17 protein-coding genes are annotated in these 17,661 nt (G+C 64.7%); 14 read left to right on the forward strand and 3 right to left on the reverse strand.

Translation table 11 applies throughout. The features are described from left to right. Window positions 1–7 precede the first annotated feature (7 nt). From F7R19_RS00630 to F7R19_RS00680, 11 genes are all read left to right on the forward strand, one after another. On the forward strand, window positions 8–2,089 hold the full coding sequence (locus F7R19_RS00630) for a 3-hydroxyacyl-CoA dehydrogenase NAD-binding domain-containing protein (RefSeq protein ID WP_061957761.1): 2,082 nt from the start codon (window positions 8–10) through the stop codon (window positions 2,087–2,089). A gap of 60 nt (window positions 2,090–2,149) precedes the next feature. Then, on the forward strand, window positions 2,150–2,818 hold the full coding sequence (pncA, locus tag F7R19_RS00635; RefSeq protein ID WP_150979021.1) for a bifunctional nicotinamidase/pyrazinamidase: 669 nt from the start codon (window positions 2,150–2,152) through the stop codon (window positions 2,816–2,818). Window positions 2,819–2,899: 81 nt separating this feature from the next. Further along, entirely contained in the window at window positions 2,900–4,078 is a 1,179-nt protein-coding gene (locus F7R19_RS00640) for an acetyl-CoA C-acyltransferase (RefSeq protein WP_150979022.1), read from the forward strand. A 128-nt stretch (window positions 4,079–4,206) separates the two neighbouring features. Beyond that, window positions 4,207–6,066 carry an acyl-CoA dehydrogenase gene (locus F7R19_RS00645; RefSeq protein WP_061957758.1) on the forward strand — a complete coding sequence of 620 codons (1,860 nt, stop codon included), beginning with the start codon at window positions 4,207–4,209 and terminating at the stop codon, window positions 6,064–6,066. Between the two features lie 64 nt (window positions 6,067–6,130). After that, complete coding sequence (locus F7R19_RS00650; protein ID WP_061957757.1) at window positions 6,131–6,913, forward strand: SDR family oxidoreductase; 783 nt, start codon at window positions 6,131–6,133, stop codon at window positions 6,911–6,913. Window positions 6,914–7,000: 87 nt separating this feature from the next. Further along, window positions 7,001–7,432: a PaaI family thioesterase gene (locus F7R19_RS00655; RefSeq protein WP_061957756.1), complete on the forward strand. Its 432-nt coding sequence runs from the start codon at window positions 7,001–7,003 to the stop codon at window positions 7,430–7,432. A gap of 66 nt (window positions 7,433–7,498) precedes the next feature. Further along, window positions 7,499–8,512: an NADP-dependent oxidoreductase gene (locus F7R19_RS00660; RefSeq protein ID WP_061957755.1), complete on the forward strand. Its 1,014-nt coding sequence runs from the start codon at window positions 7,499–7,501 to the stop codon at window positions 8,510–8,512. A 60-nt stretch (window positions 8,513–8,572) separates the two neighbouring features. After that, on the forward strand, window positions 8,573–9,415 hold the full coding sequence (locus F7R19_RS00665; protein ID WP_150979023.1) for a class II aldolase/adducin family protein: 843 nt from the start codon (window positions 8,573–8,575) through the stop codon (window positions 9,413–9,415). A 35-nt stretch (window positions 9,416–9,450) separates the two neighbouring features. Further along, window positions 9,451–10,386: a glutathione S-transferase family protein gene (locus F7R19_RS00670; protein WP_150979024.1), complete on the forward strand. Its 936-nt coding sequence runs from the start codon at window positions 9,451–9,453 to the stop codon at window positions 10,384–10,386. A 44-nt stretch (window positions 10,387–10,430) separates the two neighbouring features. Further along, window positions 10,431–11,333, forward strand: a complete 903-nt coding sequence (locus F7R19_RS00675) for an SDR family oxidoreductase (RefSeq protein ID WP_150979025.1) — start codon at window positions 10,431–10,433, stop codon at window positions 11,331–11,333. A gap of 66 nt (window positions 11,334–11,399) precedes the next feature. Then, window positions 11,400–12,320: an alpha/beta fold hydrolase gene (locus F7R19_RS00680; RefSeq protein WP_150979275.1), complete on the forward strand. Its 921-nt coding sequence runs from the start codon at window positions 11,400–11,402 to the stop codon at window positions 12,318–12,320. 86 nt (window positions 12,321–12,406) lie between these two features. Here F7R19_RS00680 and F7R19_RS00685 read toward each other — a convergent pair whose 3' ends face one another. Beyond that, a complete protein-coding gene (locus tag F7R19_RS00685; protein WP_150979026.1) occupies window positions 12,407–12,928 on the reverse strand; it encodes an O-acetyl-ADP-ribose deacetylase in 522 nt (173 codons plus the stop codon). Window positions 12,929–13,209: 281 nt separating this feature from the next. Between F7R19_RS00685 and F7R19_RS00690 the strand changes: the two genes are divergently transcribed. The 3 genes from F7R19_RS00690 (at window position 13,210) to F7R19_RS00700 (ending at window position 15,804) form a co-directional block, all read left to right on the forward strand. Further along, the gene (locus tag F7R19_RS00690) at window positions 13,210–14,211 is read left to right on the forward strand and encodes an alpha/beta hydrolase (protein WP_150979027.1); all 1,002 of its coding nucleotides are present in this window, start codon (window positions 13,210–13,212) and stop codon (window positions 14,209–14,211) included. Between the two features lie 110 nt (window positions 14,212–14,321). Continuing rightward, window positions 14,322–15,305: a tripartite tricarboxylate transporter substrate binding protein gene (locus tag F7R19_RS00695; protein ID WP_061957748.1), complete on the forward strand. Its 984-nt coding sequence runs from the start codon at window positions 14,322–14,324 to the stop codon at window positions 15,303–15,305. Window positions 15,306–15,366: 61 nt separating this feature from the next. Next, on the forward strand, window positions 15,367–15,804 hold the full coding sequence (locus tag F7R19_RS00700; protein WP_150979028.1) for a YbgC/FadM family acyl-CoA thioesterase: 438 nt from the start codon (window positions 15,367–15,369) through the stop codon (window positions 15,802–15,804). A gap of 68 nt (window positions 15,805–15,872) precedes the next feature. Here F7R19_RS00700 and denD read toward each other — a convergent pair whose 3' ends face one another. After that, window positions 15,873–16,844: a D-erythronate dehydrogenase gene (gene denD, locus F7R19_RS00705; RefSeq protein WP_150979029.1), complete on the reverse strand. Its 972-nt coding sequence runs from the start codon at window positions 16,842–16,844 to the stop codon at window positions 15,873–15,875. 20 nt (window positions 16,845–16,864) lie between these two features. Continuing rightward, window positions 16,865–17,647: a 2-oxo-tetronate isomerase gene (gene otnI, locus F7R19_RS00710; RefSeq protein WP_150979030.1), complete on the reverse strand. Its 783-nt coding sequence runs from the start codon at window positions 17,645–17,647 to the stop codon at window positions 16,865–16,867. Window positions 17,648–17,661 lie beyond the last annotated feature (14 nt).

Raw genomic sequence — 17,661 nt, forward strand, 5'->3', positions numbered from 1 at the left:
ACGCGTTATGACAGCGCAGTATCAGGTTCAGGACGGCGTAGCCGTTATCACGCTCGACAATCCCCCCGTCAACGGCCTCGGTCACAGTACCCGCCTGGGCATCGTCGAAGGCTTGACCCGTGCGCTGGATGATGCGGCCGTCAAGGCAGTGGTCATCACCGGCGCCGGCAAGGCTTTTTCGGGCGGCGCCGACATCCGCGAATTCAACACGCCGAAGGCGACGCAGGAGCCGACGCTGCATTCGGTGATCCGCGCGCTGGAAGCCTCGACCAAGCCGGTCGTGGCGGCGATCCACTCGGTGGCCATGGGCGGCGGACTGGAACTGGCGCTGGGCTGCAACTATCGCGTGGCCGCCAAGGGCGCGCAGATCGCACTGCCCGAGGTCAAGCTCGGCCTGCTGCCGGGCGCCGGCGGCACGCAGCGCCTGCCGCGTCTGATCGGGCTGGAGCACGCGCTCAACATGATCGTGTCCGGCACCGCGATTCCGTCGGAAAAGTTTGCCGGCTCGAAGCTGTTCGACGAAGTAGTCGACGGCGACGTGCTGCCCGCCGCAGTCAAGTTTGCGCAGAGCGTGGCGGCTGCGCCCGGCCCGCACCCGAAGGTGCGCGACCTGAAGGTGCGCCACGAAAACCCGGAAGGCTTCCTGGCCTTTGCGCGCAATACCGTGGCCGCCGTGGCCAAGAATTTCCCGGCGCCGGCCAAGTGCGTGGACGCCGTGGCGGCCTCGCTCAAGCCGTTCGAGGCCGGCCTGAAGGAAGAACGCGAAGGCTTCATGTACCTGGTCGGCACGCCGGAATCGCGCGCGCTGCGCCATGCGTTCTTCGGTGAGCGCGCCGCCAGCAAAATTCCCGATGTGCCCGAAGGCACGCCGGTGCGCAAGATCGAGAAGGTGGCCGTGATCGGCGCCGGCACCATGGGCGGCGGCATCACCATGAACTTCCTGAACGCAGGCATCCCGGTGACGATGCTGGAAACCAAGCAGGAAGCGCTCGACCGCGGCGTGGGCATCATCCGCAAGAACTACGAGAACAGCGCCAAGAAGGGCAAGCTGACGCAGGAAAAGGTCGAGCAGCGCATGGGCCTGCTGACCACCACGCTGTCCTATGACGATATCAAGGACGCCGACCTCGTCATCGAGGCCGTGTTCGAGGAAATGGGCGTCAAGGAAACGGTGTTCAAGAAGCTGGACGAAGTGATGAAGGACGGTGCGATCCTGGCCTCCAACACGTCCACGCTGGACGTGAACAAGATTGCCTCGTTCACGCGCCGCCCGCAGGATGTGGTGGGCATGCACTTCTTCAGCCCTGCCAACGTGATGAAGCTGCTGGAAGTGGTGCGCGGCGAGAAGACCGCCAAGGACGTGCTGGCCACCGTCATGCAACTCGGCAAGAAGATCAAGAAGACGGCCGTGGTGTCGGGCGTCTGCGACGGCTTTATCGGCAACCGCATGATCGAGCAGTACAGCCGTCAGGCCGGGTATCTGCTGGACGAGGGCGCGCTGCCCGAACAGGTCGACAAGGCGATCGAGAAGTTCGGCTTTGCGATGGGCCCGTTCCGCATGGGCGATCTGGCCGGCAACGACATCGGCTGGGCCATCCGCAAGCGCCGCGCCGTGGACAAGCCGGACATCCAGTATTCGAAGACCGCCGACAAGCTTTGCGAACTCGGCCGCTTCGGCCAGAAGACCGGCGCCGGCTGGTACGACTACAAGGCGGGCGACCGCAAGCCGTACCCGAACCAGCAGGTCAACGACATGATCGTCGAGCATTCCAAGGAACTCGGTATCACGCGCCGCAAGATTTCCGACGAGGAAATCGTCGAGCGCCTGGTGTTCGCGCTGGTCAATGAAGGCGCCAAGATTCTGGAAGAAGGCATCGCGTCGAAGGCTTCGGACATCGACATGGTTTACCTGACCGGCTACGGTTTCCCGCTGTTCCGCGGCGGCCCGATGCTTTACGCGGATCAGGTCGGCCTGTTCAACGTGGCCCAGTCGATGAAGCGCTACGCCAAGGGTTATCACGGCGAAGCCTGGCAGGTTGCCCCGCTGCTGCAAAAGCTGGCGGACGAAGGCAAAGGCTTCAACGGCTGATACCGACGACGTGAATCGGAAGGCATAGGGAACAGGGAATAGGAAATAGGGATCAGGACCATGGCCTACGGCGCGCAGGATTGCCTGCTGGTGATCGATGTTCAGAACGACTTCATGCCGGGCGGCGCGCTTGCCGTGCCGTGTGGCGATGAGGTGGTGAGCGTTGTGAACCGGCTGGCAAGCGCGTTCGAGCATGTGGTGCTGACGCAGGACTGGCATCCGGCGGGGCATGCGTCGTTTGCCGCCAGCCACGCCGGCGCAACGCCGTTCCAGACCATCATGCTGCCGTACGGCGAGCAGGTGCTGTGGCCCGAGCATTGCGTTCAGGACACGCACGGCGCGGCGTTGCATGCGGACCTGCATGTGCCGCATGCCCGGCTGTTGATCCGCAAGGGTCATCATGCCGGCGTCGACAGCTATAGCGCGTTCGTGGAAGCGGACAGGACCACCCGCACCGGATTGGCGGGATACCTGCGCGAACACGGCGTGCGCCGGGTGGTGTGCGTCGGACTGGCAACGGATTTCTGCGTGGCCTGGAGCGCGCTCGATGCGCGCGCCGCGGGCTTCGATGCGGTGGTGGTGGAGGACGCGTGCCGGGCGATCGATCTGGATGGATCGCTCGACCGGGCATGGCGAGCGCTCGCCGATGCCGGTGTCGAACGCACGACATCTGAAGCGCTGCTGTCCGCTGCCGCCCGTCAGCACAATCCCTGGCTGCCCGAATCCTGAAACCTTCACGCACGGCCGATACCGCATCCACCGAATATTTCTCGCAGTTAGCAGAGACACCAAGATACCGAGGAGCAACACATGAACGAAGCTGTCATCGTATCCACGGCCCGCACCGGGCTGGCCAAGAGCTGGAAGGGCGCCTTCAACATGACCCACGGCGCCACGCTGGGCGGCCATGCCGTGCAGCACGCGATTGCGCGCGCCAAGATCGAAGCGGGCGAAGTGGAAGACGTGCTGATGGGCTGTGCCAACCCTGAAGGCGCCACCGGCGCCAACATCGCGCGCCAGATCGCCCTGCGCGCCGGCTGCCCGGTGACCGTGCCCGGCGCCACCGTGAACCGCTTCTGCTCGTCCGGCCTGCAGACCATCGCCATGGCCGCGCAACGCGTGATCGCCGACGAAGGCGACATCTTCGTGGCCGGCGGCGTGGAATCGATCTCGTGCGTGCAGCAGGAGATGAACCGCCACATGATCCAGGAAAGCTGGCTGAACAAGAACAAGCCGGAAATCTACTGGAGCATGCTGCAGACCGCCGAGAACGTCGCCAAGCGCTACAACATCCCGAAGGAGCGCCAGGACGAGTACGGCGTGCAGAGCCAGTTGCGCGCCGCAGCTGCCCAGGAAGCCGGCAAGTTCAAGGACGAGATCGTGCCGATCACGGTGCTGGCCGGCGTAGCCGACAAGGCAACCGGCCAACTGATGACGCGCGAAGTCACCATTGACGCCGACGAAGGCATCCGCGCCGACACCACGCTGGAAGGCGTCTCGAAGATCCGCACCGCAATGCCGGGCGGCGTGATCACGGCCGGGAACGCCTCGCAGTTCTCGGATGGCGCGTCGGCCGCCGTGGTGATGAACGCGCGCGTGGCGGCCGCCAAGGGCCTGCAGCCGCTGGGCGTGTTCCGCGGCTTTGCCGTGGCCGGTTGCGAGCCCGATGAAATGGGCATCGGCCCGGTGTTCGCGGTGCCCAAGCTGCTCAAGAAGACCGGCCTCAAGGTCGAGGACATCGGCCTGTGGGAACTGAACGAAGCGTTCGCCGTGCAGGTGCTGTACTGCGCCGACAAGCTGGGCATCCCGATGGATCGCCTGAACGTTAACGGCGGCGCGATCGCCGTGGGCCACCCGTATGGCGTGTCCGGCGCGCGTCTGGTCGGCCACGCGCTGATCGAAGGCAAGCGCCGCGGCGTCAAGTACGTCGTCGTGACGATGTGCATCGGCGGCGGCCAGGGTGCTGCCGGCCTGTTCGAAGTTCTGTAATGCCTGCCGGGCCTGCGCGGCCCGGTACACGCTTTTCACGCCTTTCCCGCACGCCGGGGAAGGCGTGATTTTCCATCCCTTGCGACGGCTGTCTGCCGCGCAGTTTTCAGCCCGGAGTCACTTCTCCCATGTCGCTGATTCTCTCCCGCCGTGATCTCAATTTCGTCCTGTACGAATGGCTGAAGGCCGAGTCACTGACGCAGATTCCCCGCTACGCAGATCATTCGCGCGAAACTTTCGACGCCGCGCTCGATACCTGCGAGAAAATCGCCACCGATCTGTTCGCGCCACACAACAAGAAAAGCGACGCGCAGGAGCCGCATTTCGATGGCGAAACGGTCACCATCATTCCCGAAGTCAAGGTCGCGCTGAAGGCATTCTGCGAGGCCGGCCTGATGGCGGCGGGGCAGGACTACGAGTACGGCGGCATGCAATTGCCGGTGACGCTGGAAAAAGCCGCATTCGCGTACTTCAAGGCCGCCAACGTCGGCACCAGCTCATATCCGTTTCTGACCATCGGCAATGCAAACCTGCTGCTGACCCACGGCACGCCGGCGCAGATCGATACCTTCGTGCGACCGGAACTGGAAGGGCGGTTCTTTGGCACGATGTGTCTCTCGGAGCCGCAGGCGGGTTCGTCGCTGTCCGACATCACCACGCGCGCCGATTACGAGGGCGAATCGCCGCTAGGCCAGCAATACCGGCTGCGTGGCAACAAGATGTGGATCTCGGCCGGCGAGCACGAATTGTCGGACAACATCGTGCATCTGGTGCTGGCCAAGATCCCCGGCCCGGATGGCAAGCTGATCCCTGGCGTGAAAGGCATCTCGCTGTTCATCGTGCCGAAATTCCTGGTCAACGAGGACGGGTCGCTCGGCGAGCATAACGATGTCGTATTGGCCGGCCTGAACCACAAGATGGGCTATCGCGGCACGACCAATTGCCTGCTGAACTTCGGCGAAGGCATGAAATACCGCCCGAACGGCAAGGCAGGCGCCATCGGTTATCTGGTGGGCGAGCCGCACAAGGGCCTGGCCTGCATGTTCCATATGATGAACGAGGCGCGCATCGGCGTCGGCCTGGGCGCCGTCGCGCTGGGCTATACCGGCTACCTGCATGCGCTCGATTACGCGCGCAATCGCCCGCAGGGCCGCCCGATGGGCCCGCAAGGCAAGGATCCGGCGTCGCCGCAGGTCAAGCTGGTCGAACATGCCGATGTACGCCGCATGCTGCTGGCGCAAAAGAGCTATGTGGAAGGCGGACTGGCGCTGAATCTCTATTGCGCGCGGCTGGTGGACGACGAACACGCCGCCAAGGCGGCCGGGCAGGCCGATCGACAGCGCGAGCTTTCGCTGCTGCTCGATATCCTCACGCCGATCGCCAAGAGCTGGCCGTCGCAGTGGTGCCTGGAAGCCAACAACCTGGCGATCCAGGTGCATGGCGGCTATGGCTACACACGCGAATATAACGTCGAGCAGTTCTATCGCGACAATCGCCTCAACCCGATCCATGAAGGCACGCATGGCATTCAGGGTCTGGACCTGCTGGGCCGCAAGGTCGTGATGCAGGATGGCGCCGCGTTCCAGCTGCTCGGCAAGCGGGTGCAGGCCACCTGCGAACAGGCGGCGAACAGCGGCGACGCCACGCTGGGCGAGCAGGCCCGCGCGCTCGGCGCGGCCACCGCGCGGCTGGCCGAAGTCACGCGCACCTTGTGGGCGGCCGGCGATCCGAACGTGACGCTGGCCAACGCATCGGTCTATCTCGAAGCGTTCGGCCACGTCGTGGTGGCGTGGATCTGGCTCGAACAGGCGCTGGTGGCGCACGCCGCGATGGCGTCGGCCCAGGGCGACGAAGCCGACTTCTATCGCGGCAAGCTGGCGGCCACTGCGTATTTCTTCCGCTTCGAACTGCCCAGGATCTACCCGCAGCTCGATCTGCTGGCATCGCTCGATCGCACCACGCTCGACATGCAGGACGCCTGGTTTTAACCGCTGAGCGCCAGCGCACTGCGCTGGGCGCTCCTGCGAGAACTATCAAGAAATGGGAGACAACATGCGAAGCATTCAACAACTGTTCGACCTCAAGGGCCGCACCGCGCTGATCACGGGCGGCTCGCGCGGCCTGGGCCTGCAGATTGCCGAGGCGCTGGGCGAGCAGGGCGCGCGTCTGGTGCTGTCGGCCCGCAAGGCTGACGAACTGCAATCGGCGCAGGCGCACCTGAAGGCGCGCGGCATCGAGGCCGAATGGATCGCCGCCGACGGCGCGCGCGACGAAGACATCGCGCGGCTGGCCGACGAAACACTGGCCAAGCTCGGCCACGTCGACATCCTCGTCAACAACGCCGGCGCCACCTGGGGCGCGCCGGCCGAAGACCATCCCATCGAAGCGTGGGACAAGGTGATGAACCTGAACATCCGCGGGCTGTTTCTGCTGTCGCAGAAGATCGGCAAGCTGTCGATGATCCCGCGCCGGCACGGCCGCATCATCAACGTGGCGTCGATTGCGGGCCTGTCGGGCAACCCGCCCGGATCGATGGACACCATTGCCTACAACACGTCCAAAGGCGCGGTGATCAATTTCACGCGCACGCTGGCCGCGGAATGGGGCGAGCACAACATCACCGTGAACGCGCTGGCGCCGGGCTTTTTTCCGTCGAAGATGACCAAGGGATCGCTGGAGCGTCTTGGCGTGGAAAAGATGTGCGAAGGCGTGCCGCTGCGCCGGCTCGGCGACGACGAAGACCTGAAGGGCGCGGCGCTGCTGTTTGCCAGCGACGCCGGCAAGCACATCACCGGCCAGGTGCTGGCGGTGGATGGTGGCGTGAGCGCAGTCTGACGATGCAGAGGCTTGCCGTGCGTCCATCGATGCGGACACGGCAACCGGGCGCATAATGCGGCCCACATATTTTCGTTGCCCCAGACCATGACTCAACGCCAACTCAACATTCCCTTTCTTGCCGATCTCGGCGTGCTGTGCAACTACATGGAGGGCGGCCGCAGCGAGATCGAGCTCGACCTGCAGAAGCGTCACGAGAACAGCTGGGACATGGCGCACGGCGGCGTCCTCATGACGCTGCTCGATGTGGCCATGGCCATTGCCGGCCGTTCGACCGATGCCGAAGGCCGCGGCGTCGTGACGATCGAAATGAAGACCAGCTTCATGGCGCCCGGGCGCGGCAAGCTCAGGGCGCGCGGGGTTGCCGTGCACCGCACGTTGACGATGGTGTTCTGCGAAGGCGAGATCGTCGATGCCGACGACAAGATCGTGTCAAAGGCGTCGGGCACGTTCAAGTTCATCAACCGCAAGCCGCCCAAGCGCCAGATCGGTGCGGCCGATTCCGGCGCGGACGGCTGATCGACCGATCGCCGTCGCGCTGTTCCACTCCACACACGTACCTCCACAAGAGCGAAGGAAACGAATATGTCGAAGCAAACCTACAAGCGCATCGTCCTGGCCTCGCGCCCCACTGCTGCGGTCACGCCCGATAACTTCCGTCTGGAGGAAGTGCCCGTGCCCGAACTGGCCGATGGCCAGGTGATGGTCCGCAATCATTTCCTGTCGCTGGATCCGTACATGCGCGGCCGCATGGGCGAAGGCAAGTCGTATGCCGATCCGCAGCCGCTGAACGAGGTAATGATCGGCGGCACCGTCGGCGAAGTCATCGCCAGCAAGAATCCGAAGTGGAACGTTGGCGACAAGGTGGTCGGCATGTTTGGCTGGCAGGAAATCGGCGTGACCGATGGCGGCGGCATGCAGAAGGTCGATACCACCCACATTCCGCTTTCGGCCTATCTGGGTTCGGTCGGCATGCCCGGCGTGACGGCGTGGTACGGCCTGAACAAGATCATCGCGCCGAAGGCGGGCGAAACCATCGTGGTAAGCGCGGCTTCCGGCGCCGTGGGCAGCGTGGTTGGCCAACTGGCCAAGCTGGCGGGCTGCTATGTGGTGGGTGTGGCCGGCGGGAAGGAAAAGTGCGACTACGTGACCGGCGAACTGGGCTTCGACGCCTGCGTGGACTACAAGGCCGCCAAGGACGCCAAGGAACTCTATGCGATGGTCAAGGCGGTCACGCCCAAGGGTGTCGACGGCTATTTTGAAAACGTCGGCGGCGACATTCTCGATGTGGTGATGGCCCGCCTGAATCCGTTTGCCCGCATCGCCGTGTGCGGCTTGATCGCCGGCTACGACGGCCAGGATATGCCGATGCGCAACCCGCGCGCGATCCTCGTGTCGCGTTGCAAGATCGAAGGATTCATCGTTTCCGAGCACATGGACGTGTGGCCGCAGGCGCTCAAGGAGCTTGGCGGCTTCGTGGCGCAGGGCAAGCTCAAGTTCCGCGAAAGCATCGCCGAAGGCCTGGCCAGCGCGCCCGAAGCATTCATGGGCCTGCTCAAGGGCAAGAATTTCGGCAAGCAACTGGTCAAGCTCGCCTGACCCGCGCGGCGCCGCGCGTATCGGCGCCACGACCTTCCCGCAAAAGAACCGGAGACAGCCATGAACGCCCCCCAATCGCCAGCGGACAACGACGACATCGCCGCGGGCTTGTCCGAAGAGGTCAAGGCCCGCTACCGCAACCTGCCGCGACCACCGAGCTTCGACACCCCGGCGCAGGAGCGCCTGCATCGCAAGCAACGGCTGGCGGCGGCGTTCCGGCTGTTTTCGAAGTTCGGCTTCGACGAAGGCGTGGCCGGCCATATCACGGCGCGCGACCCCGAGTTTGCCGACACGTTCTGGGTCAATCCGTTCGGCGTTCATTTCAGCCAGGTCAAGGTATCGAACCTGATCCGCTGCGATCACCACGGCAACGTGGTCGAGGGCGATTATCCGGTCAACGCCGCCGCGTTTGCGATTCATTCGCGAGTGCATCAGACGCGCAGCGACGCCGTCGCGGCCGCGCATTCGCACAGCACTTACGGACGCGCCTGGTCGACACTGGGCCGCAAGCTCGATCCGCTGACACAGGATGTCTGCGCGTTCTATAACGATCACGCGCTGTACGACGATTTTGGCGGTGTCGTGGTGGAACTGGACGAAGGCCAGCGCATTGCCAACGCGCTGGGCGCCAACAAGGCGGCAATCCTGCAGAATCATGGCCTGCTGACGGTCGGCAAGACCGTGGACGAAGCCGCGTGGTGGTTCATCACGATGGAGCGCTCGTGCCAGGTGCAGATCCTGGCCGAATCGGCCGCGGCCCGCACGGGCGAGCCGCCGCGCACGATCAGCGACGCGGCGGCGCGCCAGGCGTACTCGATCGTCGGCACGGCGCAGGCCGGATGGTTCCAGTTCCAGCCGCTTTACGCGCGGATCGTTAAAGAACAGCCGGATCTGCTCGATTAAGAGGGTTGCACTCTCACTCGAAAAGGAAAGGCAGGATGCCTGACATCATTCTTCACCAGTACGCCACGTCGCCGTTCTCGGAAAAAGTCCGCCTTGTACTGGGCGCCAAGGGCTTGTCCTGGAACGCGGTGGAAATCCCGCCGATCATGCCCAAGCCCGACGTGATCGCGCTGACCGGCGGCTATCGCCGCACGCCGGTGATGCAGATCGGCGCGGATATCTACTGCGATTCGGCGCTGATCTGCGAAGTACTTGACCGGCTGGCACCGAATCCGCCGCTCTATCCTGCTTTGCAAGCGGCGCAGTCGCGCCTCGCGGCGGCGTGGATCGACAGCGCGCTGTTCACGGCAACGGTGGCGTACACCATGCAGCCGGCCGGTGTGCAGGCCATGCTGTCGCACCTGACACCGGCACAGATCCAGGCGTTCATGGCCGACCGCAAGGCGATGCGCGGCGATACCAACGCGTTGCGCATGCCGTTGCCCGAAGCGGCGGCCATGCTGCACGAAACCTTGGCGCGCTTGCAGGAACAGTTCGCGGCGGGCGTGCAGCATGTGGCCGGTCCGGAGCTGTCGATCGCGGATTTCTCGCTGTTCCATTGCATCTGGTTCATCCGCCGCGCCACGCCGCTGGCCGCGCTGCTCGATGGCTATCCGCTGGTCAAGACGTGGTTCGCGCGCATGCAGGCGTATGGGCACGGCAAGTTGCGCGTGATTCCGTCCGAATCGGCCGTGGCCGAAGCGTACAACCACGATCCGCTGCCGCATGACTCGACGATTCTGCCCGGCGGTGGCTTTGCCGCGGGCGACGCCGTGACGGTCACACCGACCGACTACGCGAAAGACCCGGTGTCCGGCCTGCTGCTGACGCTGAGCGAGCGCGTGGTCACGATCCGTCGCCAGGATCCGCGTGCTGGTGCGGTCAACGTGCATTTCCCGCGACAGAACTATCACGTCCAGGCCGCGGCCTGAACGCATTCATCCGATACAAAAAATCAGAGGCGGAGGAGACAACCATGAAGCAGTTCGAAGGCAAGGTGGCCGTGATCACGGGCGGCGCGTCCGGATTCGGCAGGGAATTTGCACGAATCGGCGCGCAACTTGGCATGAAGCTGGTGCTGGCTGACGTCCAGGAGGATGCGCTCGACACCACCGTGGCCGAGTTCAAGGCCCAGGGCGTTCAGGTGATCGGCCTGCGCACCGACGTGTCGAAGGCCGAGCAGGTGCAGGCGCTGGCAGACGCCACGATGACCGCGTTTGGCGAAGTCCATCTGCTGTTCAACAACGCCGGTGTGGGCGCCGGCGGCCTGCTCTGGGAAAACACCCAGAAGGACTGGGACTGGGTGCTTGGTGTGAACCTGTATGGCGTGATCCACGGTGTGCGCATCTTCACGCCGCTGATGCTGGCCGCCGCGCAGAAGGATCCGTCGTTCCAGGGTCATATCGTCAATACTGCGTCGATGGCGGGCCTGCTCAATCCGCCGGCCATGGGCGTGTACAACGTGTCGAAGCACGCGGTCGTGTCGCTGTCGGAATCGCTGTATCAGGATCTGAGCCTGGTCACCGAGCAGGTGCATTGCTCGGTGCTATGCCCGTACTTTGTGCCGACCGGCATCAGCCAGTCGCAACGCAACCGGCCCGCGGGTCTGTCCAACGACGCACCGCCCACGCGCTCGCAGATGGTGTCGCAGGCGCTGTCGGACAAGGCAGTCAATTCGGGCAAGGTGACTGCCGCCGATGTTGCACAGATGACGTTCGACGCCATTCGCGACGAAAGCTTCTATATTTATTCCCACCCACAGGCCCTGGCCACGGTTCGGCATCGCATGGAGGACATCGTCAACCAGCGCAATCCTGGCGATCCATTCGGCGACAAGCCGGAAGTCCGCGCCAGCCTGGTTGCCGCACTGCGCGGCTGACCTGGCCACTTTCTTGCATCGTCGATCGGGAGACCTGTGATGGCAGAGATAGCCAGGGAGACCATGATGACTGCACCCGCCGTGATTCATCACCTGCAATTCGCGAACCTGCCCAACGGCACGCGATTGCATTACGGCAGTGCAGGGGAGCCGGGCAAGCCGCTGATGTTGTTCGTGCACGGCTTTCCGGAGTTCTGGTACGCATGGGAACATCAACTGGCCGAGTTCGGCCAGACGCATTTCGCGGTCGCGCCCGATCTGCGCGGCTTCAACCTGTCCAGCAAGCCGGCTGCGGTGGAGGCCTACAAGCCGAAGCAGCTGGTCGAGGATCTGGTGCAGTTCATCCGCGTGCTGGGCTACCAGCGCTGTACGATCGTCGCCCACGACTGGGGCGGCGCGATCTGCTGGAACCTGGCCGCGCAGTTCCCCGAACTGATCGACCGCTTCATCATCATCAACTCGCCGCATCCGTATGTGTTTGCGCGAGCGTTGTCATCCGATCCTGCGCAGCAGCAGGCGTCGGCGTACATGAACTGGCTGCGCAAGCCGGGCTCCGAACAAGCGCTGGCGGCCAACGACTTCGCGCTGCTGGAAAACATGCTGGCCGGCGGGGCAGACCGTCTGCCGACGTGGTTTGCCGGCGAAACCCGTGCGCGCTATCACGCCGCATGGTCCCAGGCGGGCGACGACGGTTCGCATCCGATGACGGGCGGCGTGAATTATTACCGCGCGTCGCCGATGCATCCGCCCGCGCCCGGCGAGACCGCGCCCGACATTTCGCGGCTCGATCCGTCGATGTTCGTGGTGCGCGTGCCGACGCTGGTGATCTGGGGCGAAAACGACCGTGCATTGCCTAAATCGCTGGTAGACGGACTCGAAGAATTCGTGCCCGACATGCGACTCGAACGGATCCCCGAAGCCACGCACTGGGTGATCCATGAACAGCCCGAACGGATCAACCTGCTGATCCGCAGCGCGCTGCCCTGACGGGCCCAAGCGGGCCGTGCACAAGCCAATGGCGCCTTGACCGGGCGCCATTGGCGTTTTGCGCGCGGCGCGCAGCCGATGCGGCTTCAGGTCAGGCGTTCGCGATAGAGCCGATAGTTCTGGTCGTCGAAGCAGACAAAGGTGACCTGTTCGATGGACGGCGCTTTGGCCAGCGCCTCGCGTACCGCGGCGATCGCAATGTCGACGGCGCGCTCGCGTGGAAAGCCGTAGATCCCGGTGCTGATGTTCGGGAACGCCAGCGTGCGCAGATTGTGCGCCGCAGCGATGCGTATGCTGTTGCGATAGGCGCTGGCCAGCAGCGCATCCTCGTTCTGGCCGCCGCCTTGCCACACCGGTCCCACCGCATGAATCACGTACGGCGCCGGCAGCCGGCCGCCCGTCGTGATGACCGCCTCGCCGGTCGGACAGCCGCCTTGCGCATCGCGGATGGCGCGGCAGGCTTCCATGATCGCCGGACCGCCCGCGCCGTGGATCGCGCCATCGACGCCACCGCCGCCCAGCAGCCCGCTATTGGCCGCATTGACGATCGCGTCGACTTCCATCCGCGTGATATCCCCGTGCACAACCTGCAAGTGTTCGCCTGTCATGGTGTCTCCTGTTTTGATAGGACCAACTGGTGGCTTGTGTCGTGTGTCGTGTGGCGTCTTCCAAGCATAGGCGGCGAACGTGCGGTTGGCAGCATGGCCGGTGATCGCGCAAAAGCTGCGACAGCGGTTGTCTTGAGGGTTATTTCGGAATGCTGCACGCCACAAACGCTGGCATGATACGGAAATCGAACGATCGTTCACTATTCGAACCCCATGGTTGTGGTATGCCCCGGTCGGTCGCCGGTCTACCATTGACCGCCTGTCCGATTTCGACCGTCAACATGTCCGCTCAGCCTTCTCCGTCCACGCCCGGCTTGCCCGACCAGCCGCTCGACCCGCAGGTCGCGCAGCTGCTGGAGCTGATCGCGCGGGCCAAGCGGCCGGCCATCCATACGCTCGATCCGGCGGACGCGAAGATCGGATATGAAAAGAGCGCGCCGATTCTCGATATTTCGCCGGCTGCCGTGCACGGCGTCGAGAATTTCACCGTGACCGCGCGCGATGGCTATCCGATTCCGGTGCGGCTATACGCGCCACGCGAGGCTAGCTGGGCCGATCCGCTGCCGTTGCTGATCTACTTTCATGGCGGCGGTTTTACGGTGGGCAGCATCGCATCTCATGACCCGTTGTGCCGCATGTTCTGCAACGGCGCACAGTGCCTGGTGCTGTCGGTCGATTATCGGCTCGGGCCGGACTGGAAATTTCCGACCGCGGCCAACGACGCATTCGATGTCTTGCACTGGGCCTTCGAAGACGCCGCGCGGCTGGGCGCCGATCCGCAGCGGATCGCGCTGGGTGGCGACAGTGCGGGCGGCACGCTGGCCGCGGCCTGCGCCGTCGAAGCGCGCGACAAGGGTTTGAAGCCGGTGTTGCAGATGCTGATCTATCCCGGCACCAGCGCACGCCAGGACATGCCGTCGCACCGCGCGCTGGCCGATGGCTATCTGCTGACGTCCGACATGATCCAGTGGTTTTTTGCGCAGTATCTCGATCGCGACGCCAGCCGCGACGACTGGCGCTTCGCGCCGCTCGACGGCGGCGGCCGCGGGGCCGACGTGCGAAACGTGTGCCCGGCCTGGATCGCGGTGGCCGGCTATGACCCGTTGCATGACGAAGGCGTGGCGTATGCCGCCAAGCTCGCGGCGGCCGGTGTCGACGTGGCGCTGGCCGACTATCCGACGATGATTCACGATTTTTTCAAGCTCGGCCGCTTTGTCGCCGCCGTAGCGGGCGCCCATGCCGATGCCGTCGCCGCGCTGAAGGGCGCGTTCGGCATGGCGTAGGCGCCAGCAAGTTTTCGGTCCGACCCCGCACAAGAATCAGGGGCGGCCCGCAATGGTTTTATCGAAGTCGCAATAGCGCATTTTTGCAGCAGAAGAAGGAGACAAGACTTATGCAACGCCGCCACTTTCTGGCCCGCGCGGGCCTGTTCGCCGCATCGGCCGCCATCGGTCTGGCCGCCATGCCGGCCCACGCCCAGGCGGACAAATTTCCCAATCGTCCGATCCGCCTGGTAATCGGCTACACCGCGGGCGGGTCCACCGATATTCCGTTCCGCGTGCTCGCGGACAACGCCTCGAAGATCCTCGGTCAGCCGGTGATCGTCGAGAACAAGCCCGGCGCAGGCGGCGTGCTGCCCGCGCAGATGATGCAATCGACCGCACCGGACGGCTACACGCTCGCGCAGGTGGCCATGCCGGTGTATCGCCTGCCGTACACCACCAAGATCAACTGGGATCCGGTCAAGGACCTGTCCTACGTGATCAACCTGGCCGGCTATTCTTTCGGCCTGGTGGTGCCGGCCGATTCGCCGATCAAGACGATGCAGGACTACATCGCCTATGCCAAGGCGAACCCGGGCAAGCTGACCTACGGCTCGCCGGGATCGATGACCACGCTGCACCTGACGATGGAAGAACTGGCGATGCGCCAGGGCGTGCAGTTCTCGCATATTCCGTACAAGGGCAATTCGGAATCGATGCAGGCGCTGCTGGGCGGCCATGTGATGTCGGTGGCCGACACGCCGGCGTGGGCGCAGTACGTGGAATCGGGCAAGCTGCGCCTGCTGTCCACCTGGGGCGACAAGCGCTCGGCGCGCTTCCCCAATGTGCCGACGCTCAAGGAACTGGGCATGGGCATCGTGCAAACCTCGCCGTTTGGCCTGGTGGCACCGAAGGGCACCGATCCGGCCATCGTCAAGAAGCTGCATGACGCATTCAAGCAGGCGATGGAAATGCCGAACTACCGCGAGTCGCTGGCCAAGTTCGACATGGAGCCGTACTACATGGGCAGCAGCCAGTACGCGGCGTTCGCGGCCGATACGGTCAAGCGCGAGCGCGCGATCATCGAAAAGCTGGGACTGGCCAAGGGTCAGTAAGCATTGCAAGACAACGGGGCGCTCGACACGGGCGCCCCGTTTTTCATTGGAGCCCCGACAGATGGCCAAAGAGGATTTTCGTCACAGCGTGCCGTTGCGCGTACGCTGGGCCGAAGTCGATCCGCAATCGATCGTCTTCAACGCGCATTACCTCACTTACTGCGATATCTGCGTGACCGAATACTGGCGCGCGGTAGGTATCCGCTATCCCGAAGACGTGCTGCACGCGCATGGTGTCGATATCTTCGTGGTGAAATCCACGCTCGAATACCACGCCTCGGCGCGCTTCGACGACATGCTGGAGATCCGGGGACGCATGGCGCGGCTTGGGCGCTCAAGCATGCTGTTCCGCGTGGAGATGTATCGCGGCGACGAGCATTTGATCACCGGCGAGATCGTCTACGTGTGCGCCGACCCGAAGACGCAGACGTCGGCGCCGATCCCCGCGCAGGTAAGGGAAACGATCGCCGCGTGGGAAGTGGTAAAGCCGGCGGCCTGACCGGCGCGCCGGCAGGAAAGACCGCGGGCCGACAGATCGGCGTCGGCCCGCATCCGCAGCAGAGCGCCTTACAGAGCGATGCCGGCGTCCTGGGCGTAGGCGCGAATCACGTCGTCGAAGCTCGCATCGCTCTCGAAGCCCAGCGCTTTCGCGCGCGTGACGTCCCACGCGGCTGGCCAGGTGCCGACGATGTTTTCCACGCGCGGCTCGCGCTGCCAGGACACGCGGTCGGCCACCGCATCGCCCGCGACGCGCCGCAGCGCTTCCACCATCTGCGCCGCCGTCACCGATAGCCCCGGCAGATTGACCACGCGACGAGTGCCCAGGCGTGCGCCATCGAGTTCGATGCCGTTGACCAGCGCCTGGATCGCGCCGCGAGGCGACAGCAGCCACAACGCCGTGTCGGGCGCCACCGGACAGTTGGCCGCGATGCCGGAGAGCGGCTCGCGGATGATGCCGCTGGCAAACGACGACGCGGCGGCATTCGGCTTGCCCGGACGCACGCTGATCGTGGGCAGCCGCAGCACACGCCCGTCGACAAAGCCGCGCCGGCTGTAGTCGGACAGCAGCAGTTCGCCGATCGCCTTCTGCACGCCATACGACGATTGCGGATTCAGCGCGGTGTCGTCCTGCACCACGGGCGGCAGCTCGCCGCCATAGACCGCGACGGAACTGGTGAACACCACGCGCGGCGCGTGCCCGATCCGGCGGCAGGTCTCCAGCAGCGCGCGCGACGCGTCGAGGTTCACGCGCATGCCGAGATCGAAATCGGCTTCGGCCTGGCCGCTGACGACGGCGGCTAGATGGAAGATGGCGCCCGTATCGCGATCGATCGCTTGCGCGAGCACGGCCGGATCGGACAGGTCGCCGGTTACCACGCGCACCCGCGCATCGTCGATCTGCGGCGCCACGACGTCGAGCAGTGTCAGGCGATCGATGGCGACGGCTTTGCCGTCGAGCTGCAATGCGCCGCGCTGCAGCAGCAGCCGCGCCAGTTGCAGGCCCAGGAAACCGGCGCCGCCGGTAATCAGAACATTCATGATGGCGGTATTCCCTGTGTTTAGCGCTTCAGGTACGGCTTGAGCCAGCCCAGTCCTTCCGACGTGCCGGCGCGCGGGCGGTATTCGCAGCCGATCCAGCCCGTGTAGCCGAGTTGATCGATCACGTCGAACAGATACGGGTAATTCAGTTCGCCGATATCGGGTTCGTGTCGCTCGGGCACGCCGGCGATCTGGATATGACCGATGCCGGCGAAGTCGCGCGCCAGTTTCTTGGCGATATCGCCTTCCACGATCTGGCAGTGGTAGCAGTCGAACTGAACCTTCAGGTTTGCCGCGCCCACCTGCTGGCAGATGGTCTGGCCGTCGTCCTGCCGGTTCAGGAAGTAGCCCGGCATGTCGCGCGTGTTGATCGGCTCGATCAGCACGGTCAGGCCATGCGCGGCCGCCGACGCTGCAGCATAGGCGAGGTTTTCCAGATACACGGCGCGACATTGCGCGCGGTCGGCGTCGGCCGCGACGATGCCTGCCATCACATGCACGCGGTCGTTGCCGATCACGGCGGCATATTCAAGCGCGCGGGCAAAGGCCGTGCGGAACTCGGTTTCGCGGCCGGGCAGTGCGGCGATGCCGCGCTCGCCGGCGGCCCAGTCTCCGGGCGGCGCGTTGAAGAGCGCCTGGGTCAGGCCGTTGTCGTCGAGCCGCTTGCGGATCTCGGCAGCGGGATGGTCGTACGGGAACAGGTACTCGACGGCCTGGAAGCCGTCCCGGGCCGCGGCAGCAAACCGGTCCAGGAAATCGTGCTCCGTGTACATCATCGAGAGGTTCGCGGCAAAGCGCGGCATGTCAGGTCTCCTTG

Source organism: Cupriavidus pauculus, assembly GCF_008801835.1.
Classification (GTDB): Bacteria; Pseudomonadota; Gammaproteobacteria; order Burkholderiales; family Burkholderiaceae; genus Cupriavidus; species Cupriavidus pauculus.